Origin of the sequence: Nocardia sp. CA-119907 (assembly GCF_050955995.1) — a bacterium.
GTDB lineage: Bacteria > Actinomycetota > Actinomycetes > Mycobacteriales > Mycobacteriaceae > Nocardia.
Genome location: NZ_CP192091.1, coordinates 8,363,125 through 8,384,852 on the forward strand (window position 1 = coordinate 8,363,125; position 21,728 = coordinate 8,384,852).

11 protein-coding genes are annotated in these 21,728 nt (G+C 67.4%); 5 read left to right on the forward strand and 6 right to left on the reverse strand.

Annotation, left to right across the window (positions count from 1 at the left end):
* Positions 1-84: 84 nt before the first annotated feature.
* The 3 genes from ACQP2D_RS37830 to ACQP2D_RS37840 are packed head-to-tail and all read right to left on the reverse strand — an operon-like array spanning position 85 to position 2,947.
* The gene (locus ACQP2D_RS37830) at positions 85-1,515 is read right to left on the reverse strand and encodes an NAD(P)(+) transhydrogenase (Re/Si-specific) subunit beta (protein ID WP_433680712.1); all 1,431 of its coding nucleotides are present in this window, start codon (positions 1,513-1,515) and stop codon (positions 85-87) included.
* The gene (locus ACQP2D_RS37835) at positions 1,515-1,829 is read right to left on the reverse strand and encodes an NAD(P) transhydrogenase subunit alpha (RefSeq protein ID WP_433680713.1); all 315 of its coding nucleotides are present in this window, start codon (positions 1,827-1,829) and stop codon (positions 1,515-1,517) included. The genes ACQP2D_RS37830 and ACQP2D_RS37835 overlap by 1 nt, the downstream gene beginning before the upstream one ends.
* Positions 1,829-2,947 (reverse strand): Re/Si-specific NAD(P)(+) transhydrogenase subunit alpha, encoded by a 1,119-nt coding sequence (locus ACQP2D_RS37840; RefSeq protein ID WP_433680714.1) that lies wholly within the window; start codon positions 2,945-2,947, stop codon positions 1,829-1,831. The genes ACQP2D_RS37835 and ACQP2D_RS37840 overlap by 1 nt, the downstream gene beginning before the upstream one ends.
* Positions 2,948-3,342: 395 nt before the next feature.
* Between ACQP2D_RS37840 and ACQP2D_RS37845 the strand changes: the two genes are divergently transcribed.
* The 3 genes from ACQP2D_RS37845 to ACQP2D_RS37855 are packed head-to-tail and all read left to right on the forward strand — an operon-like array spanning position 3,343 to position 5,319.
* Positions 3,343-3,819, forward strand: a complete 477-nt coding sequence (locus ACQP2D_RS37845) for an HIT family protein (RefSeq protein WP_433680715.1) — start codon at positions 3,343-3,345, stop codon at positions 3,817-3,819.
* Between the two features lie 15 nt (positions 3,820-3,834).
* On the forward strand, positions 3,835-4,674 hold the full coding sequence (locus ACQP2D_RS37850; RefSeq protein ID WP_433680716.1) for a maleylpyruvate isomerase family mycothiol-dependent enzyme: 840 nt from the start codon (positions 3,835-3,837) through the stop codon (positions 4,672-4,674).
* A 6-nt stretch (positions 4,675-4,680) separates the two neighbouring features.
* Positions 4,681-5,319: a Type 1 glutamine amidotransferase-like domain-containing protein gene (locus tag ACQP2D_RS37855; RefSeq protein WP_433680717.1), complete on the forward strand. Its 639-nt coding sequence runs from the start codon at positions 4,681-4,683 to the stop codon at positions 5,317-5,319.
* A 25-nt stretch (positions 5,320-5,344) separates the two neighbouring features.
* Here the strand turns inward: ACQP2D_RS37855 and ACQP2D_RS37860 are convergent, their stop codons facing one another.
* Together ACQP2D_RS37860 and ACQP2D_RS37865 are read right to left on the reverse strand one after the other, a co-directional pair.
* Positions 5,345-5,848 carry a GtrA family protein gene (locus ACQP2D_RS37860; RefSeq protein WP_433680718.1) on the reverse strand — a complete coding sequence of 168 codons (504 nt, stop codon included), beginning with the start codon at positions 5,846-5,848 and terminating at the stop codon, positions 5,345-5,347.
* Positions 5,849-5,967: 119 nt separating this feature from the next.
* The gene (locus ACQP2D_RS37865; protein ID WP_433680719.1) at positions 5,968-6,279 is read right to left on the reverse strand and encodes a hypothetical protein; all 312 of its coding nucleotides are present in this window, start codon (positions 6,277-6,279) and stop codon (positions 5,968-5,970) included.
* A gap of 223 nt (positions 6,280-6,502) precedes the next feature.
* Here ACQP2D_RS37865 and ACQP2D_RS37870 point away from each other — a divergent pair, with 223 nt between their 5' ends.
* Entirely contained in the window at positions 6,503-7,861 is a 1,359-nt protein-coding gene (locus tag ACQP2D_RS37870; RefSeq protein WP_433680720.1) for an FAD-binding oxidoreductase, read from the forward strand.
* Between the two features lie 35 nt (positions 7,862-7,896).
* Positions 7,897-8,181 (forward strand): GNAT family N-acetyltransferase, encoded by a 285-nt coding sequence (locus ACQP2D_RS37875; protein ID WP_433680721.1) that lies wholly within the window; start codon positions 7,897-7,899, stop codon positions 8,179-8,181.
* Positions 8,182-8,251: 70 nt separating this feature from the next.
* On the opposite strand, the gene ACQP2D_RS37880 is transcribed toward ACQP2D_RS37875, so the two are convergent.
* Entirely contained in the window at positions 8,252-21,718 is a 13,467-nt protein-coding gene (locus tag ACQP2D_RS37880; RefSeq protein WP_433680722.1) for an amino acid adenylation domain-containing protein, read from the reverse strand.
* Positions 21,719-21,728: the final 10 nt, after the last annotated feature.

Below are 21,728 nucleotides of genomic sequence, written 5' to 3' on the forward strand. Positions count from 1 at the left end.
GCATGCTGAGGGCGAATAGCGAACGGCCCCCTGTTCGTATCGAACAGAGGGCCGGCGCCGTGAAATTTGCCGCGCTGTAGCGGGTTACAGCGCCTTCAGTTCCTCGGTGACCTCACCGACGGACTTCTTGGCGTCGCCGAAGAGCATGGAGGTGTGGTCGGCGTAGAACAGCGGGTTGTCGATGCCGGCGAAGCCGGAGTTCATCGACCGCTTCAGCACGATCACGGACTTCGCTTGGTCGACATTCAAGACCGGCATGCCGTAGATGGGGCTGGAGGAGTCCTCACGCGCAGCGGGGTTGGTGACGTCGTTGGCGCCGATCACCAAAGCCACATCCGTGCGGGAGAATTCGCCGTTGATGTCGTCCATTTCCTTGAGCGCGTCATAGGAGACCTCGGCCTCGGCGAGGAGCACGTTCATGTGGCCGGGCATACGACCCGCGACCGGGTGAATGGCGTATTTGACCTCGACACCTTTGGCCTCCAACAGCGAGGCCATTTCCTTGACCGCGTGCTGGGCCTGGGCTACGGCCATACCGTAGCCGGGGACCACGATGACCTGGTTGGCGTAGGCCATCTGGATCGCGGCGTCGGCGGCGGAGGTGGCCTTGGCCTGCTTCTGCTCGCCACCACCGGCACTGGGAGCGGTCCCGCCGCCACCGAAGCCACCGGCGACGATGGCGGGGATGGAGCGGTTCATGGCCTTGGCCATCAGGTTGGTCAGGATGGTGCCGGACGCGCCGACGATCATGCCCGCCACGATCATGGCGGTGTTGTTCAACGCCAGACCCGCCGCGGCAGCCGAGAGACCGGTCAAAGCGTTGAGCAGGGAGATGACGACCGGCATATCCGCGCCACCGATGGGCAGCACGACCATCAGGCCGAGCACACCGGCGAGCACGAGCACCGCGATCATCCAGTACTGGGGCACACCGTCTTTGGTGGCGCCGATACCGATGACCACGGCGGCGGCGATCGCGCCGAGCAGCAGCAGCAGGTTCAGCGGCTGCTGCAGCTTGCCGAGACCGATCGGACGCCCGGGGAGGATTTCCTGGAGCTTGCCGAACGCGATCAGCGATCCCCAGAACGACACCGAACCGATGATCGCCGCGAACAGCGATCCGATCACGATGTGGATGGTGGGTTCCTCGTCGAAGTGCGAGAAGCCTTGACTGTTCAGGAATTCCGACCACGCGATCAGCGCGACGGTGCCACCACCGACACCATTGAACGCGGCCACCAGCTGCGGCATCGCGGTCATCTTGGTGTATTTCGCCGGCGGCACACCCAGCACGACACCGACGATCAGACCCGCCACGATCAGAATCCAGTTCGAGGTGTGGCGGATCGAGATCAGGGTGGCCACCACGGCGATGACCATGCCCGCGGCGGCGATCAGATTGCCGCGCACGGCGGTCTTCGGGCCGGTCAGGCCCATCAGACCGTAGATGAACATGCCGAAGGCGATGATGTAGAGACCGTTGACCAGATAGGTCACATTGTCGAAGGTATGCATCACTGATCCACCTTCACTGGTGCGGCCTTCTTGGCCTTGAACATGCCCAGCATCCGGTCGGTGACCACGAAACCACCGATGACGTTCAGGGTTCCGAACACGACGGCGACGAACAGGATGATCTGGGTCAGGATCGAGGGATCCTCGACATTGCCCAACGTCACCAGAGCACCGAGCACGACGATGCCGTGAATGGCGTTCGTACCCGACATCAACGGCGTGTGCAGGGTATTGGGGACTTTGGAGATAACGGCGAACCCGACGAACCCGGACAGCACCAGGATCGCGATATTGGCCAGCAGTTCGGTGTACATCAGGCTTCCACCTCACGGGTAACACAGGAGTCCGCGAGCACCTGGTCACCGAAGTCGGGCGCGACCTTCCCGTCGACCAACATCAGTTCCAGCAGTGCCGCAATATTCTTCGAGTACAGCTCGCTGGCGTGCTCGGGCATGGTGGCGGGCAGGTTCAGCGGCGAGGCGATGGTCACCTCGTGCTTGACCACGGTCTGGCCGGGCTCGGTCAGCTCGCAGTTGCCGCCGGTCTCACCGGCCAGGTCCACGATCACACTGCCGGGCTTCATCCCCTGCACCGCCGCGGCGGTGACCAGGCGCGGCGCGGGGCGTCCCGGCACCAGCGCGGTGGTGATCACCACGTCGAAGCCCTTGATCGCATCTTCTAGGGCCTGCTGCTGCTTGGCCTTTTCCTCATCGGTGAGCTCACGGGCATACCCACCCTCACCGGCGGCGTCGATCCCCAGATCCAGCCACTGAGCACCCACCGACCGCACCTGATCGGCGACCTCGGGGCGCACGTCATAGCCGGTGGTCCGACCACCGAGCCGCTTGGCCGTGGCCAGGGCCTGCAAACCCGCCACACCCACACCGAGCACCAGCACCGTGGCGGGCTTCACCGTGCCCGCCGCGGTGGTCAGCATGGGGAAGAAGCGGGTGGATTCGGAGGCGGCCAACAGTACGGCCTTGTACCCGGCGACATTGGCCTGCGAGGACAGCGCGTCCATCACCTGGGCGCGCGAAATCCGCGGAATCGCCTCGACGGCGAAGGCTTGCACCCCGGCCGATTTCAAGGCGGGAATCTGGTTGTCGGCATTGCGGGGGGCGAGGAAGCCGATCAGGGTCTGCCCGCTGGTCAGCTTCGCCACCTCGGCGTCGCTGGGCGGAGCCACCTTCACGACCACGTCGGCCGACCACGGATCACCGATGGTCGCGCCCACCTCTTCATAGGCCGTGTCCGGAATGAGCGCACCGAGTCCGGCACCCGCTTCGACCACCACCTCTACGCCCTGCTCGAGCAGGCTGGGGATGATCTTCGGCACCAATGCGACACGCCGCTCGCCCGCGTTTGACTCGCGAACGACTCCGACACGCGCTCCGCGCGGCGACTGGTCGCCTACGCTCTGCGTTGTCTCCACTTGTCAGACTTCCTTCTCTGGCTGAGCTTCAAGCAACCGGTCGACGGCCGGACGATGTTACTGGGGAGTAAGTTCGTCCAAATCCTCGCAACTGTACCCGGCTCGCCGTGAGCGTAGCTGAGATGACGGTCACAAGTTGCGGCCGGAATCCGCCGGTATGTCGGATTCGCGACATCGGGACGGACATGGCGAGTACCTCCGGCGCACGCGGTTGATCAGGGCTTTATCGGTTTCGATAGTTGTCGTCGCAGGTGACGGCCACAAGAGCGAACGTAGAGGTCCCTTACTAACCCTCGGGTACGAATCCAGGTCAGTGCGACACAAAACTCGAGTGGCGTGATGTGCATCATGCCCGAGTCTGTCGCCAATGAGTCGTACGCCGTATGGTCGGCCATGTGAACGACTGCGTGTTCTGCCGCATCGCGGCGGGCGAGGCCCCGGCGACCAAGGTCTACGAGGACGACACGCTGTGCGCCTTCCTGGACATTCGCCCCATCGCGCGCGGCCACACCCTGATCATCCCGAGACGGCACGCCACCGAGCTGGAAGATCTGGACGCCGAATTGGGTGCCCATATCTTCCGTGCCGGACACCGGCTCGCGCTGGCGATCCGGCGCAGCGGCCTGGCCGCCGACGGCGCGAACCTGGTGCTCAACGACGGCACAGCCGCCTTCCAGACCGTCCCGCATGTCCACCTGCACGTGATCCCGCGCCGACACGGCGACAGACTGAGCTTCGCCGCCGGACTGCTGCTGCGACGTCCGCATGATCCGCAGTCCACCGCGGCGGCCATCCAGGCCGGAATATCGGCGTTGGACAGCGATGACGAGACAACCGCCGAGCATGGACGACGCTGGGGGTCGACAAGATGAGGAAGGACAACAAGGATGACCGCCCCCGCCCTGCACCGGAGCGAGCTGACCCACCTGCTCTCGGATCAATGGGATGCGATCGCGGCCCTGGTCGCCGATCTGGACGAAGAGCGTTGGCGCACACCGTCTCCGCTGCCGGGGTGGTCGTTGTTCGATGTGGTCGCCCATGTCGTCGGCACCGAATCGTGGCTGCTCGGCGAGCGCCCGCCCGCACACGATCCGATCCGGCCCAAGACCGACGTCACCACGCTGCCGCATGTGCGCAATGAAACCGGTGTGCTCAACGAGATCTGGGTCGATCGGCTGCGACCGCTGTCGGGTAGGCGGCTGCTGGCGCTGTACACCGATGTCACCGAACGCAGGCGCGCGGCACTGGCCGGTATGGGTGATGCCGAATGGGAGGCCGAGACCGTATCGCCGATCGGCAAGGTCAGCTACGGCCGGTTCATGCTGGTTCGGCTGTTCGACTGCTGGATGCACGAACTCGATATCGCCGATGGACTCGGCGTTTCCATCGACGAGGGCGGACCGCGCGCCGAGCTGGCCTTTGTCGAACTCACCAACAGCATCGGCCGGGCGGTGGCCAAGGGCGCGCAGGCACCGGATGGCTCCCGGATCACCTTCGAGCTGACCGGACCGCTGCCGAGAACGCTGCATGTCGCGGTGCACGGCCGGGCCGATATCGTCGAAACCCTGGACGCGCCCGCCACCGTGGTGGTCGGCATGGACTCCGGCCTGTTCGCCCGGCTGCGCGGCGGACGCACCGAGGCGGACACGCACGCGGGTGAGTTCACCATCTCCGGTGACCAGGAACTCGGCAACCGTCTGGTCCGCAATCTGGCCTTCACCATCTGAGTCTCGGTGCGGCTGTTCCTGTCCAGCTACCGATTCGGTGCGCACTACGACCGGCTCGCCGCACTTGTCGGCGAGCCGGGCCGAGTCGCGGTGATCCCCAACGCATGTGACGCCTGGCCCGCGGCCTGGGCGAGCGCGGTCACCAGCGATGTGACCCCGCTGCGCCGGCTCGGCTACGCCCCCGATGTGTTGGACCTGCGCGATTTCATCGGGCGCACAACCGATTTGGAGCTGGCCCTGGCCGAATACCCACTGGTGTGGGTGCGCGGCGGCAATACCTTCGTACTGCGCGCCCAATTCGCCCGCAGCGGAGCCGATGTCGTACTGCCGAAACTGCTCGCCGCCGACGCGCTGGTGTACGCCGGATACAGCGCTGGCGCCTGTCTGCTGACACCGGATCTGCACGGCCTGGAATCGATCGATGATCCCGCCGAGGTCGCACCCGCCTGCGGCATCGAACCACGGTGGGACGGACTGGGTTTGGTCGACCACCGGATCGTGCCGCATCTGGACTCCGCGACCGACCCGGACGGCGCGGCCACACTACTGGCCGCCCGCTATCGCGCCGAGGGCGTCGCGCACTGGGCACTCACCGACAATGACGTCGTCGTGGTGGACGGTGACCGAACCGAAGTGCTGCGGTAGTCGGTACACCGCCGATGCCAGGAGCTCACAAGGCGTCGGGTGCGAGTTCGGATTCCGGGCGCACCGCCGCGCGGCCGCGGAACACCACCCAGCGCATCGCGCTGTACATGTAGACGGCCTCGCAAGCCCCCGCGAGCAGGCGCGAGAGGTGATATTCCAGGCCGAGCGCGGTCAGACCGCTGCCGACGCCGAGGATGAAGGCGAGGTAGTTGATGATGACCACCACCACATAGACCGCGGCCTGTCTGCCGACGGGTGCGTGGGAGTGGAAGTTGAAGGTGCGGTTGAGCACGAAACTGAGCCCGAACGCGCAGACATAGGCGACGGTCACCGCGAGCCACACCGGCAGCCCCAACCAGCCGTGCAGCGCCGTGAGCAGCGCCAGATCAACGCCGAAGGTGAAGCCATTGATCAGCGCGAAACCGAGAAAGGTCGGCGCGACAAGCCGGTCGAGCCCCCATGGCAGCCGAGCGACCACCGCCGCACACCACCGAGAGAAGCCGGCCACCACGGCCTCAGTGCTCGTCACGCCGCCAGCATGCCAGCCACAGGTGTCCGCCAAGTGATCACCGGGCGAACCGCGCCCGCTGCGACAAGATCAGGTGGCGGCTTCTCGACGCTGCCGCCGTGGCCTGTACCCGGCCTCGATCAGCCGATTTGAGTGAGCGGGGCGCGACGGTCCATATCGGACCAGGCGACCAGCCAGCGGCGGCGGGTGACGTCGTCGACTTCCTCTAGGAGGGCGTCCAGGAGCATGCGCGGGTCGCGCTGCCACTTGTCGGACAGGGTCGCGACGGCGGTCTTGCCGAACATGCCGGAGCGATCCAGTGCGGTGATCCATTCGCTGACGTCGCCCGCGTGAATGCGGCACAGCGCGTCGGTATCGATATCGCCGTCGACGAATTCGTAGGAGAACACGGCGGCGACCAGTTCGCGGTAATCCGGCGACTCAACCTGCATGAAACCTCCCTTGGTGTCGCTGCGCACCTTGGATAGGGCATCCCTCCCGATACCGCGGGATGCCTTTGCTTCGGAATTCTTACCGCCGAACCGGCCCGGCACCACTGGACCGCCCCACATCCCGCCGGTCTCCGCGTTGTAGCAAACCTCCAGGGAGAACCGAGGCCGCGACTGTTAGGGTCGAGCGTCTACTCCCGCCTTCCCGCCGTATAGCGTGAGTTGTGTGGACCTGCATGACCTGATCTCCCGCGTGCCCGACGGTGCGGTACTCACCGACCCCGACCTGTTGGCAGGCTATCGACAGGACTGGGCACGCGACCCCGATGCGGGCACGCCGCTGGCGGTGGTTCGTGCGACCGGCACCGATGACGTCGCGGCAACATTGCGCTGGGCGCACGAGCACCGGGTCGCGGTGGTGCCGCGCGGAGCCGGATCCGGACTGTCCGGTGGTGCGACGGCCGTCGACGGGGGCATCGTGCTCAGCACCGAACGCATGCGCGCGATCACGGTCGATCCGATCACCCGCACCGCGGTAGTGCAGCCGGGCCTGCTCAACGCGGAGGTCAAACGCGCGGTCGCCGAATACGGTCTGTGGTACCCGCCGGACCCGTCGTCATTCGAGATGTGCTCGATCGGCGGCAATGCCGCCACCAATGCGGGCGGCCTGTGCTGTGTGAAGTATGGCGTGACAACCGATTACGTGCTCGGCATGCAGGTGGTGCTCGCCGACGGCACGGTGGTGCGGCTGGGCGGACCGCGCCTGAAGGATTCGGCGGGCCTGTCGCTGACCAAGCTGTTCGTCGGCAGCGAGGGCACACTCGGGATCATCACCGAACTCACCCTGCGGCTGCTGCCCGCGCAACCACCGCAGTCCACCGTGGTCGCGAGCTTCGCGACGCTGACCGCCGCCACCGAGGCCATCCTCGGCATCACCGGGACGCTGCGTCCCGCCATGCTCGAATTCATGGACGCGGTGGCGATCAACGCGGTCGAGGACGAAATGCGGATGGGTCTGGATCGCGAGGCGGCGGCGTTGCTGGTCGCGCGCTCGGACGCGCCCGGCGAATTCGCCAGGCACGAAGCCGAAGTCATGGTGGGCATCTGTGAAAAGGCCGGTGCCACCGAGGTCTTCCACACCGAGGATCCGGAGGAAGGCGAGGCCTTCACCGCCGCACGGCGTTTCGCCATCCCGGCGGTGGAGAAGATCGGGCCGCTGCTGCTCGAGGATGTCGGTGTGCCGCTGCCGCGGCTCGCCGATCTGGTCAATGGGATCGCGGCCATCGGCGCCCGCAATGATGTGCTGGTCTCGGTGATCGCACACGCCGGGGACGGCAATACCCACCCGCTCATCGTGCACGACCCCGCCGACCCGGCGATGACCGAGCGCGCACACCGTGCCTTCGGCGAGATCATGGATCTGGCCATCGAACTCGGCGGCACCATCACCGGCGAACACGGGGTCGGCCGATTGAAGAAGGCGTGGCTGCCCGATCAACTCGGCCCCGATGTGATGGCGCTCACTCGCCGCATCAAGGATTCGCTCGACCCGCATGGCATCCTCAACCCAGGCGCGATCCTCTAGGAACATTCCCGGCCGCGAAGGAGTTTCACCCGAACATGACCACCAGGCTCGAGCACAATGTCGCCGACACCCGGTTCGAGATCTATCTCGACGACACCCTCGCCGGATACGCCGACTACGCCGAACGTGACGATCAGAAGATCCGCGACTTCCACCACACCATGACCTTCCCGGAGTTCCGTGGCCGTGGCGTGGCCGCCCAGGTGGTCGAGTACGCGCTGAACGATTCCCGCGCCGAGGGCTTCGCCATCATCCCGACCTGCTGGTATGTCGAGAAGTACATCGCCGAGCACCGGGAATACGCGGATCTGGTGGCCTAGCCGTAGCGATCGCTTGCGGGTCGCTCGAAAAGGTCAGCCGTAGCGATCGCTTGCGGGTCGCTCGAAAAGGTCAGCACAGGTAGGCGGCGAGGATCGGGCCGATCACCGCGAGCGCTTCGGGTCCGGTGAGCTTGTTGTGTTCCTGGCCGACCTGGTGGTCGACGATGGTTCCGGTGACGTAGGGACGCCAGGTTTCGGCATTCGGGACAACGTCCGGTCGGCCATTGGTGCTGCTGAAGAAGAGCAGGTCACCGTCGAAGACCGCCGGACGGTAGTCGGCGCCTTCCCGGATCAGCTGCTGGTAGTCGTAGTAGAGGTGCTCGAGATCGGCCGGGGTCAGGGCCGCGAAGGTGCCGCCGGCGGCGCGCAGCAGTTCGGCGGCGCGATCAGCGAGCGAGGCGTCGGTATCGCCGGTGTTGTCCAGCAGTGCGGGGTCGATGCCGCCGAATTCCGCGAGCAGTACCTGCGGTGGCGGCATCTCGACGGCGCTCTCCGGTTCCACATCGGCGCGCCCGTCCATGATGACCAGGAGCGATACCTCGACGCCCCGACGCTGGAGTTCAACGGCGACGGCGTGCGCGATCGGGCCGCCCGCGGAGTAGCCGAGCACGCGGTAGGGGCCCGTGGGCTGGGTCAGCAGGATCTGGTCGACGTAGCGGGCGGCGCGTTCGGTGAGGGTGGTATCGGGTCGGACACCCGCTGCGATGGCCGGTGACTGCAGGCCGTAGATCGGGTGGTCGCCGTCGAGGTACTGCACCAAACCGGCATAGCACCAAGCCAATCCGATCGCGGGATGGACACAGAACAGGCCGGGCCCCGTCCCCGTCGCGCGCAGAGGCAGCACGGTGCGCAGTGCCGGATCGAGCCCTGGCCGGTCGCCCTCGGTAAGGCGCTGCGCGAGGACGGCGGGGGTCGGTTCGCCGAACATCCACTGCACCGGCATGGTGAAGCCGCTGCGCTCGCGGATTGCGGTGACGAGCCGGATGGCGACCATGGAGGTGCCGCCGAGTTCGAAGAAGTTGTCGTCCAACCCGATTCGGTCCGCGCCGAGCACGGCTTCGAAGGCCTCGACCACGAGGTGTTCGGTGCTGGTGACCGGCGGGCGATACGGCAGGTCGGTGCGCCGCACGGTGGTCGGCGGCGCCTGGTGCACGACCGTGCCCGGCGGTGCGGAGACATCGAGGTCGCCGATGACCACGGACGGATCCGCGGTCACCTCCTGGAGTACCCGAACGAATTCGCGCGTCAAGGTCTGCGCAGTGGTCTCCTCGAAGAGGTCGCGGGCGAAGGTCAGTGTTCCGGTGATACCGGCGGGCGTGCCGTCGGCGTCGACCTCCTCGGCCAGCATCCACTCCAGGTCGTATTTGCCTGCGACCGCGGCCAGCGACACCGGGGCGATCTCCAGGCCGGGCAGGCGGATCGGTTCGCGATCGAAGTTCTGGAACGCAAGGATCACCTGGAACAGCGGCGAATGCGCGGTCGACCTTGCCGGTGCGAGCACCTCGACCAGCCGCTCGAAGGGCAGATCGGCATTGCCGAAGGCGTCCAGGTCGGCGTCTTTGGTGGTGGCGAGCACGTTTTCGAAGGTCTCGTCCGGTTCGACCCGGGTGCGCAGGACCAGGGTATTGACGAACATGCCGACCAGATCATCGAGTTCGCCGTCGCCGCGGCCCGCGGTGACCGACCCGATCGCCACATCCGTCGCATCGGACAGCCTGGCGAGCAGCACGGCGAGGGCGGCATGGGCCACCATGAACACGCTCACGCCGTGCCAGCGCGCGATCTGTCGAATCCGTTGCTGCACAGCGATATCGATATCGAACTCGACCATGCCGGCACGGTGGCTGGCCACCGTGGGTCGCGGGTGGTCGGTGGGCAGCGCCGACACTTCCGGCAGTCCGTCCAGTGCGTCGCGCCAGTACTCCAACTGCCGGTGCGCCGTGCTCTCGGGATCGTCGTCGACACCGAGAAATTCGTGCTGCCACAGTGCGTAGTCGGCGTACTGCAATGGCAACGGCGCCCATTGCGGTGCGCCACCGGCCCGCCGCGCGGCGTAAGCCAGCAGCACATCGCGGGTCAGCGGCGCCAATGACCAACCGTCCGATGCGATGTGGTGTAGGACGATGGTGAGGATCCAGCGCTGTGGCTCCAGGCGCAGCAGCCAGACGCGCACCGGCATTTCGCGGGTCAGATCGAAACCCTGGGCGGCGGCGCGGATGGACAGTTCCACCGCGTTCCGGGTGCCGATATCGGCTACTACCAGCGGTACCTCGGCCTTCGCCGCCGGCAGGATGTCCTGATAGGGGTCGCCCACCGCATCCACCGGATAGACGGTGCGCAGCGATTCGTGCCGTTCCACCACATCCGCGATGGCCGCACGGAGCGCGTCCAGTTCGAGCTCGCCTTTGACCTCGACCGCGATCGGCACGTTTTGGGCGGCCGAGGACGGGTCGTAGCGATTGAGGAACCACATGCGCCGTTGCGCCGCCGACAGTGGGGTGTGCCGGGGTCGCTTGCGCGGTCCGGGCCGCGGGCCGGGTGGGGCGGCCCCGGCCCGGATCGCCGCTGCGAGATCGGCGACGGTCGGAGCATCGAAGACGGTGCGAACCGGAATCCGGACATCGAGGGCGGCGCCGAGCCGGGCGACAATGCGGGTGGCGGTCAGCGAATTGCCGCCGAGGGCAAAGAAATTGTCATCGAGGCCGACGTGCGCGACGCCGAGCAACTCGCCGAAGGTCTCGGCGACCGCGCGTTCGGTGGGCGTCTCGGCGGCGCGATATCGACCGCCGTGCAGGTCGGGTGCGGGCAGCGCCTTGCGGTCGAGCTTTCCGCTCGCGGTGCGCGGCAGTTCGGGCAGCGCGATGACGACCGCGGGCACCATATACGACGGAAGGTGCTGTGCCACAGTGCTCTTTATGATGTCCGGCGTGAACTCACTATCCGGCACCGGGACGATATAGCCGACGAGCAGTTCGCCGACCGCCGGATCGCTGTGCACGCGCACCGCCGCTTGGTCCACCGCCGGATCGGTGAGCAGCGCCGATTCGATCTCGCCGAGTTCGATGCGCAGACCGCGCAGCTTTACCTGCAGATCCGAGCGGCCGAGGTAGTCCAGGTCGCGGCCGCGCCAGCGCACCAGATCGCCGGTGCGGTACATCCGCTCACCCGGCTGGCCGTACGGATCGGCGACGAATCGTGTCGCGGTCCGGCCACCGCGCCCGTGATAGCCACGGGCCAGTGCGATACCCGCCAGATACAGCTCACCGGCAACGCCTTCGGGCACCGGACGCAGCCGCTCGTCGAGCACCATCGCGGTCATACCCGCGATGGGACCGCCGATGGTGACTGCCTCACCCACGCGCAGCGGGTCGCTGCCGGTCGCCCAGATGGTGGTCTCGGTGGGACCGTAATCGTTGAAGTGCAGGCGATCCGGCGCGCTCCAGCGCGCGGCCAGTTCGGGCGGGCATGGTTCGCCGCCGGTAATGATCACGCGTAGTTCTTCGCATCCGGTCGGGTCGACGGTGGCGAGCGCCGATGGTGTCAGGGCGATATGCGAAATACGTTCGCGCACCAGGAGTTCCGCGAGTTCCGTGCCGCCGAAAGCGGTAGATCCCGCGATGACCAGGGTCGCTGCCGCGCCCACCGCGAGCAGCAGTTCCAGGACCGCGGCGTCGAAACTCGGTGAGGCGACGTGCAGCACGCGTGAGACGCTGGTGGTGCCATCGCGATCGCGCTGTGCCACCGCGAGACCAGCGAGTCCGGTGTGGGTGACGACGACACCCTTGGGTCGGCCGGTCGAGCCGGAGGTGAACAGGACGTAGGCCGGGTGCTGTGGATATATCCGTCGCGGTTCGATCGGCGAATCCGATGTGGTGGCGAGAGATTCGATGACCTCAGGGTCATCGAGGGTCAGCCACCTGAGCGAACCGGGTAGACCCTGCCCGACCGCGCTCCTGGTGATGCCCAGTGCCGCGCCCGAGTCCGCGATGATCTGTTCGATCCGCTCGGCCGGGTAGCCGGGATCGACAGGTACGAAGGCCGCCCCGGTTTTGGCCACCGCCCAGACCGCGAGCACCGACTCGAGCGAGCGGCGCAGTGCTACCGCGACCAATGCCTCGGGGCATGCGCCCGCCTCGATCAGCACTCTGGCCAGCCGATTCGAGCGCGCATCGAGTTCGGCGTAGGTCAGCTTCGCGGCGCCGTCGACGACCGCGACGCCCGTTGGGTTCGCGGCGACCGCATCGGCGAGCAGATCGGCCAGCACGCGCGGTGATTGCGCGGTCCGAGTCCGTCGCGCCAGCAGATCTCGACGTTCGGCGGGGGCGAGCAGTTCGATATCACCGACGGGTACCGCGGGATCGGCCACCACGGTGCGCAGCACGCGCAGCCAACGCTCGGCCAGCTGCCCGACGGTGGCGCGGTCGAACAGATCGGTGGCGTAGACGATCCGGATCCCCAGCCCGGACGAATCGGTCTCCGCCACCGTGATACTCAGATCGAAGCGGATGCTGCGCTGATCGAGTTCCAGTGCCTCGGCGCGCAGGTCCGGCAGTGCGAGTTCGACCGGGGCGAGGTTCTGGTACACCAGCATGGTCTGGATCAAGGGGTGCCTGGCCGCCGAGCGGGCGGGTTCGAGCAGCTCGACAAGCCGCTCGAAGGGCACGTCGGCGTGGGCAAGCGCGTCGAGGTCGGTGCGCCGTACTCGACCGAGCAGTTCGGTGAACGGTTCCGCGGCGGTGATTTCGGTCCGCAGTACCAGGGTATTGACGAACATGCCGACCACATCGTCGAGTTCGGCGGCGCCGCGCCCGGCGACGGGGGTGCCGATGGCGATATCGGTGGTGCCGCTCAGTCGCGCGAACAAGACCGCGAGTGCGCTGTGCAGCACCTGGAATCGGGTGCATTGGTTCGCGCTGGCGAGCGCGTCCAGCGCGGCGGTGAGTTCGGCACCGAATTCGCGGTAGATCGTCGCTGCCCGCAATGATGCCGTCGCCGGACGGGGGCGGTCGGCGGGCAGCGGCAATTGGTCGGGCAGCCCGTCGAGTGTGTCGGTCCAGTATCGGATCTGCTGTGCCAGTGGCGATTCCGGATTCCGCTCGGAACCGAGGCGCTCGTGCTGCCACAGCGTGTAGTCGGCGTACTGCACCGGAAGTGGAGTCCAGTCGGGTGCCGCGCCATGCCGCCGGGCGGCGTAGGCGGTCATGACATCGCGGGCCAGTGGGCCCATCGAGAAGCCGTCGGTACTGATGTGATGGATCACCACCACCAGCACATGGGTCTCCGCAGTGAGCCGGAACAGCCGGACGCGCAGCGGCACCGCGGCGGCCACATCGAATCCCGCACCGACACAGGCCATGATCGCGCCGGGCAGTTCCTTATCGACGACGGTGATCGGAACCAGCTCCGGCACAGCGGAATCCGTTGGCACGATGACCTGCTGTCCGATACCGTCGCGGGCCGGGTACACAGTCCGCAGTGATTCGTGCCGTTCCAGCACGTCACGCATGGCGGCTTCGAGGGCTGCCGGATCCACCTGGCCGGTGAGCCGCAGCGCGATCGGTACGTTATAGGCGCCGGAATCGGGATCGTATTGGTTGACGAACCACATCCGCTGCTGCGCGGGTGAGAGCGGAATCCGCTGTGGCCGTGCACCACTGCGCGGACCAACGGTGTCGATCGGGGCGGTGGCGCCGAGTGCCGCGGCGAGCGCGCGCACGGTCGGTTCTTCGAAGATCATGCCGACCGGCACCGAGGTCGCGAGGGCCGAGCCGAGCCGGGCCGCGACCCTGGTCGCCGCTAGCGAATCGCCGCCGAGTGCGAAGAAGTCATCGGCCGCGCCGACCCGTTCCCGGCCGAGCACCGCACCGAAGATATCGGCGACAATCTGCTCCCGGCCGACCGGCTCGACGTAATCGGCCACCGCCGCTTCGGGTTCGGGCAGCGCGCGCTGGTCGACCTTGCCGTTCGCGGTCAGCGGCAGTTCCGTCAGCACGGTGATCGTCGCGGGCACCAGGTATCTCGGCAGACGATGCGACAGATAGTCGCGCAACTGTGCCGCCGTCGGAGCGGTAGCCTCGGTCGGCACCACATAGGTGGCCAACACCTGATCTCCGGCCGGGCCCGGGCGCGGAATCGTGATCGCGGTCTCGACCGAGTGGCACTTGCGCAATACGGCGTCGACCTCCCCCGGCTCGACTCGGATGCCGTGCAGCTTCAACTGGGAGTCATTGCGCCCCAGGTACTCCAGTCGCCGTCGGGAGCTGCGGCGGACCAGATCGCCGGTGCGGTACATCCGCTCGCCGGCCGCGCCGAACGGGTTCGCCACGAATCGCCGCGCCGACAGCCCTGGCTGTCCGACATAGCACCGGGCCAGTCCAGGTCCCATCACATACAGTTCGCCGGTCGCGCCGAGCGGCACCGGCCGCAACCACGAATCCAGGACGGTCAGACCGTTTCCAGGCAGTGGGGCGCCGAGATCCACCGGCTCGTCCGGGCGCAGCGGTCCGGTGCAGGTCGCCGCCACCGTCGTTTCGGCCGGACCATACGAGTTCAGCACTATCCGGCCATTGCCGAGGCGTGCGGGCAGATCGGGCGGGCACGGCTCGCCACCGATGACGAGCACTCGCACCCCGGCGAGCGCGGTAGCGGGCACCGTGGCCAGCACCGCGGGCGGTATGAATACGTGAGTGGCGGCGGATTCGATGATCACCGCGGACAGTTCGGCACCGTTACTCGCCTCCTGTGGCGCGATGACCAGGGTTGCTCCGCAGTGGAAGGTCGACAGCCACACCATGATGGCGGCATCGAAGCTCGGGTTCAGACAGTGCAGTACGCGGTCTCCGGACCGGGCTCCGATGCGTGCGGCGGTGCCGGCCACCAGCCCGCTCAGCCCGGCATGGGTGACCACCACACCCTTCGGTGCTCCGGTCGAGCCGGAGGTGTACACGATGTAGGCCGGATGTCCGGCACGTAATGGCACGCGCGCCAACGGGGTTGCCGTGCGGGCCGCGACGGCTGGATCGTCGAGCAGCCGCCATGGCAGCGAATCGGGCAGCCGATCCCGCACCCCCGATACGGTCAGCCCGAATAGCGCGCCACAGTCGGCGGCGATATCCGCGAGGCGCTGTGCGGGCTGTGCCGTATCGACCGGTACGAATGCCGCGCCCGTCTTCGCAATGGCCCATATCGCGACCATGCACTCGGGTGAGCGTGGCAGCGCGAGCAGCACAGCGGTTTCCGGTTTCGCACCGGCATCGATCAGGACCCTGGCCAATCGATTCGACTGCGCGTCGAGTTCACGGTAGGTCAATTCCGCTGTGCCATAACGTATCGCGACCCGATCCGGCCGGATTCCGCCCGCCAGGATATCGGGGAGCAGCAGCAGTGGCTGCGGACGCGCACGCAGCACATCGCCGGGTTCGGCTCCGCTCATCCGGATGACCAACTGGTTCGGGTCCGCTCCCATTCGCGCGAGTATGCGGGCCAGCCGATCCGCCAGCCGATCCGCCTGCGCGGCGTCGAAATACCGCGCCGAACAGTTCATCACCAGACCCAGACCGTCCCTGCCGTGCGCGGCCAGCGACAGCGGGTAGTGCGTGCCGTCATGGGCGCGGAAGCCACTGACGTGCAGTGCCGCCCGCTGCGCTGCCGCCATGAGTGCCGCCGTATCCACCGGATACGACTCGAAGACGAGCGCGGTATCGAACAGCTGACCCATCCCGACCGCCGCCTGAATATCGGTGAGCCCCACCGTGTGCTGCTCGAGCAGCGCCGCCTGCTCCCGGTGCACGCGCGCCAGCAGGCCCGCGACCGACTCGTCGGGGGCGAAGGTGATCCGGACCGGAATGGTGTTCACCAGCATGCCGACAATGCGTTCGGCCCCGGCCAGTTCGGGCGGACGCCCGGACACGGTCGCTCCGAAAACGATGTCGTGCTCTCCCGTCATCTCCGCCAGCAACAGAGCCCACCCGACCTGTACGACCGTATTGAGAGTCACGCCGTAGTCAGCGGTAATACGTTGGAGCGCGGACACATTCGATGCGGTCAACGCAAGTTCGATATTCCGCGTGGATGTCGGCGCCGAGTCGATGGTGGACCGCCCGACGGTCACCAGGGTCGGTCCCGCCAGACCGTCCAGCGCATCGGCCCATACCGTGCGGACGGCGGCATCGTCGCGGGCCGCGAGCCATTCCAGGTAGTGGCGGTAGGAGACCACCGGCGCCGATGCCGAACTATCGCCATCCGTTTCGTACAGCGTGAGCAGTTCGCCGAACAGCAGTGGCATCGACCAGCCGTCGAGGATCAGGTGGTGATTCGTGATCACCAATCGGAGGTCGTTTACGCCGCACCGCACACACAGCATGCGCAGCAGCGGAGGCCGATCCGGGGCGAAGGGGGTCGCGAGTTCCGTCTCGGCGAGTCGGTCGAAGTCCGCCGGATCCGCCTCGACATAGGTCCAGGGCACGGTTACCCGGGTCAGCACCAGCTGAACCGGCGCGTCGTCCCCGGACAGGAAGGCGGTACGCAATACCTGGTGCCGCCGTACCAGCGCGTCAGCGGCCCGCTCCAGGCGCGCGGCATCCACCGGGCCCCCGAACTGGATCACCGTCTGCACCGAGTACCCGTCGGTGCGACCGGCAGCCAGCTGCGCGTGGAACAAGAGTCCGCGTTGCAGCGGTGCCAGCGGCCAGACGTCCTCGAATGCCGGGTACCGCGATTCCCATTCCTCGATCCGCTCTTGCGTAGCGGATACGAGCGGCAGATCCGAAGGGGTGAATCCACCCGCATCCGGTGCGCGCAGCAGGTCCGCGAGCGCGATCAGCTCCGAAATCCATTGCCGTGCGATCACCTCCACTTCGGCGCTGTCCAGCACCGAGGGCAGGAACTGCCAGACCGCCCGCAGGGCGGGCCCTTCGGCGGTCTCAACAGTCACGGCATCGATCGTGACCGCACCGGCCGCGGGCAGTTCCTGATCCCCGCCGCCCAGAGCCTCGACAATCGAATCCGGCAACCACGGCGTCCCCGTGCCGACGGCAGGCACCTGACCGAGATAGTTGAACCCGAGCTGCGGCCGCACCCCCGATAGCCGCTCCCGCCCAACCGGATTCAGATACCGCAACAACCCGAATCCGATGCCGCCATGCGGCACCGCACGCAGTTGCTCTTTGACCGCCTTCAATGCCGCTACCGGCCCATCCGCCGTCTCGACGTGCAATCGCACCGGGAACTGACTGGTGAACCAGCCCACCGTCCGCGAAAGATCCGCCCCCGGCACCAACCCCTCATCGCGCCCGAGCCGCTCAACGCCCACCAACACCGGCCCCCGATCGCCGCGCCACCGCGTCACCACAGTCGCCAGGGCGCTCAATAGCGCGTCCTCCACCCCGCACCGCAACGCCACCGGCAACCGCTCGACCAGTGTCCGGCTCACCTCGACCGGCAGCCGCACTGCGGTCCGCTCGCGGCTGCCGTGCAGATCTGTATCGCCCCGACCGGTCAGCACAACCGGCTCACTGTCGAGAGCCCGCCCCGCCCCACCGGTCGTATCACCGCGTCCGCTCAGCACCGAAGTGTCCAGCTCACGTTGCTCGGACAATGCAGCATCCTCGACAACTCTGCCCGGCGAGGCACCACGCTCATCGTCCGCAACGCGTCCTGGCATCAGGTCACCAGTTGCCTCAGCAACACGATGACCGAGCGGCATCCCGTCGGCGGAGTCGAGGCCACGGCCGTGCATCGGCGGATCGGGGGTGGCAAGCACGGTCGACCAGTAGTCCAACTCATCGACCACGGAATCGTCGGCCGCGGCCACGGCCAGTGCGTGCGCCCAGGTCCGCATCGACGTACCGACGGGTGCGAGCACCGGATCCGCATCCGCCGCGATCTGCCCCCACGCGACGATCAGATCGGCCAGCACGATCCGCCAGGACACCGCGTCGATCAGCAGATGATGCGCGACGATGACGAGCCGACCGGCCCGCTTCGGCCCGGGATCCAGCCACACCAGCGCCAGCATTACCCCGCATTCCGGATCGAGATGATCGGTGGCGCCCGCGATCGCCTGCGCGACGCCGACCCGCTCCGGCGCGCGGACCAGCAGGGTGTCGGCGTCGACCGCACCGACCGGGCGGACCTCGAGCTCGCCCTGCGTGAGGACGCCGCGCAGCATGTCGTGCCGATCGAGCACCGCCTGCACGGTGCGCACCAGCGCAGTGCGCTCGATGCCGACCGGCAGGGTAAGGACCATCGATTGGGCGAAGCGGCGGGTGTCGGTCGGCTGTTCGAGCAGCCAGGAGGCGATCGGGGTGCGGGGGACCCGGCCGATGCCCGCGCCGGGTAGTTCGTGCAGCACCGGACGGGTCTCGGCCCGGGTCGTGACGAATCCGGCCAGGTCGGCGGGGGTCGGGTGTTCGAAAACATCACGGGCCGCGAAGATCAGGCCCGCGGTGCGGGCACGGGACACCAGTTGGATCGCCATGATCGAATCGCCGCCGAGGGCGAAGAACGAGGATTCCGCGCCGATCGCCGACGTGCCGAGGATCTCCGCGAACATCGTGCACAGTGCGCGTTCGGTCGCCGTACCCGCCGCGCGCACCGGGGCGGTATCGGCCGGTTCGGGTTCCGGCAGGGCGCGGCGGTCGATCTTGCCATTGCGGGTCAGCGGCAGGGCGTCCAACACCGTGATCGATCCAGGTACCAGATGGCCCGGCAGCCGGTGTGCGCAATATTCGCGAACCTCCGAAATATCTAGGCGCACCGGGATTTTCCCGTGGGAAACCGGAACGACATACGATGCCAATATCGATCCGCCCGCATCGGTGCGCCGCAAGACCGTCACCGCGATTTCGACCCCGGGATGTGCGTCGAGCACCGCGTCCACCTCACCCGGCTCGACCCGCATGCCGCGCAGCTTCACCTGAAAGTCTGTGCGGCCCAGGTATTCCAGCACCGAATCGGCGCGCCCGGACGCCCCGTTGCCGCTCTGCTCGATCGGGCGTCCGGCCTGCCAGCGGACCAGATCACCGGTCCGGTACATCCGCGTCCCCGCCGGACCGAAGGGATCGGCCACGAACCGCTCCGCGGTCATCGCCGCACGCCCCGCATAGCCCCTGGCCAGCCCGGACCCCACGATGTACAGCTCACCGGCGACCCCGATCGGCACCGGGCGCAACCACCGGTCCAGCACCAGCAATCCGGCCCCGGGCACCGGCCGCCCCAATCCGGACGGCCGCGTGACCGTCAACGGCTCGCTGAAGGTCACCGCGACCGTGGTCTCGGCCGGCCCATAGGAATTCCGTAGAGTTCGCCCGACCCCGAACCGCGCAGCGAGTTCCGGCGGGCAGATATCACCGCCGGAAGACAGCGACCGCACCCCATTCAGCGCATCAGCGGGCAGGGTCGCCAATATCGCTGGTGTGGAACACAACTGCGTCACGTTGCAGTCGTGGACCAGTCGCGCCAGCTCACCTCCGGCCGTGTGCTCCCCTTCGGCCACCACAAGTGTCGCGCCGACCGAGAAGGCGACGAGCAACTCCAGCAGTGAGGCGTCGAAACTCGGATTCAGACAATGCAACACCCGCGATCCGGGCCCCGCTCCGGACGAAGCACTCGCTGCGGCAACAAGTCCCGCCAACCCGACATGGGTGACCACGACCCCCTTCGGTACCCCGGTCGACCCCGAAGTGAATATCACGTAGGCGGCCTGCTCCGCCCGCACGACTTCGGCAGGCCCGGGTGGCGCGGGCGACTCGGCGGCATCCGCGTCATCGAGCACGATCCAGGTCACCTCGTCGGGCAACTCGGGAATCAGTTCGGACACGGTAATCCCCAGGCGGGCACCGCATTCCGCCGCCATCCGCGACACTCGTGCACGCGGATTCCCAGTACCGATCGGTACGAACGCCGCACCCGATCGAGCCACCCCCCAGAACGCCAGCACCGATTCCATCGATCGAGGCAGCGCGACCAACACCGGCACCTCCACACCGGCACCGAGCCCGATCAGCGTGCCCGCCAGCCGATTCGAGAGCAGATCGAGTTCGCCATAGGGCAGCGTCCGATTGCCGCATATCACCGCGGCCGCATCGGATCCCGCGGCGCCCAGCCCCGCCGCCAGCACCTCGGGCAAGGTCCGCGCCGCGGGAGCCCGCGGCCCGCGCACCGCACCGTGCAGGTGTCGCTCGTCGTCGAGGAAGTAGTCGAGCTCGCGCACCGGCGTATCCGGCGCCGCGGCGAGCATCGATTCGAACAGCCCGATGAACCGGTGATGGTGCCGGGCCAGCGAATCCGCGTCGTACAGTTCCGGATTGGCGGTGAAATCGACGTGGATCGGGCCGTGCGCGCCGTGCTGGTACAGGTTGACGAACAGGTCCTCGATCGGGCCCGAGGTCAGCACATGCAGAGCGGTCCGGATACCGGTGAAATGGACCTCGGTCGGGAACAGCATGATGTTGAAAACTGGTCCGATGAATCCCCGGCCGGGTACCGCATCACCGGAATCGCCCGCACCGTGCCGGATCTCCTCGTGTCGATACCGCTGGTGCCGCAGCGCCCCCGACAGCTCGAGCCGCACGGCTGCGACGATATCGGCGACCGTGCTGCGATCGGTGACCTCGATCCGCACCGGCACCACATTGGCCAGCATGCCGCCCGAACGCCGCAGCATCGCGTTGGTCCGCCCGGAGACCGGCAGGCTCAGCACCACATCCCGCTGACCGGTCATGCGCGCGTAATACAGCGCCAGCGCCGCCATGGCCAGCGCGGGCGATCCGACACCGAAACGTGCTGCCGCGGTATCGATCCGGCGGGTCGTGAGCTCCGAAAGCTCGATCCGATGCTGGCGCCCGAGCGCATGCGCTGGCGCCACCGCGTCCACCAGACTGCACCGCTGCGGCATGTCGGCCATTCGCTCGGACCAGTACGCCGCATCGGCCGCGAACCGCGTCGAGGTGCGATACCTCATCTCGGATTCGTGCACCTCGCGCAGGCTCGACGCCGTCGCGGGCGGCGGCTCGACACCCGCCAGCTCCGCGTTGTACAGCTCGGCAATGCGATACAGCCCGCTCACCGAGCCGAAGCCGTCCGTCACGATGTGATGCACCCGCGAGTACCAGAGCACCCGGTCGGCACCGACCCGCAGCAGCGTCGATACCCCGAGCCGATCGCCGAGCAGATCGATCGGCGCGGCGACATCGGCGCGCATCCAGCGCAGCGCCTCGGCATCCGGATCGGCGGCGGAACGAAAGTCCAGATATCCGACCTCGGTCTCGATCCGGTGGTCGACCACCTGATAGGGCCGACCATCCTGCTCGATCAACCGCAGCACACCGGATTCGAACTCGTGCGCGGCCCGACAGCCCGCCCGGATCAGCAGCTCGATATCGAGCGGACCGCACATCTCGATGTACTGCGCCTCGTAGAGCGGCACATCGGGATCCAGCTGCTGGGCGTACCACATGCCCAGCTGCGCTGGTGAGAGCGGGAAAACCTGAATATCCCCGGGAGCCCTGGCCTGGGCGGGCGACAGGCCGTGCGCCATGACGAACCGC

Coding starts and splice junctions, on each gene's coding strand:
- ACQP2D_RS37875 (WP_433680721.1), top strand. CDS start 7,897: ATGACCACCAGGCTCGAGCACAATGTCGCCGACACCCGGTTCGAGATC.
- ACQP2D_RS37830 (WP_433680712.1), bottom strand. CDS start 1,515: ATGCATACCTTCGACAATGTGACCTATCTGGTCAACGGTCTCTACATC.
- ACQP2D_RS37865 (WP_433680719.1), bottom strand. CDS start 6,279: ATGCAGGTTGAGTCGCCGGATTACCGCGAACTGGTCGCCGCCGTGTTC.
- ACQP2D_RS37835 (WP_433680713.1), bottom strand. CDS start 1,829: ATGTACACCGAACTGCTGGCCAATATCGCGATCCTGGTGCTGTCCGGG.
- ACQP2D_RS37850 (WP_433680716.1), top strand. CDS start 3,835: ATGACCGCCCCCGCCCTGCACCGGAGCGAGCTGACCCACCTGCTCTCG.
- ACQP2D_RS37880 (WP_433680722.1), bottom strand. CDS start 21,718: ATGGCGCACGGCCTGTCGCCCGCCCAGGCCAGGGCTCCCGGGGATATT.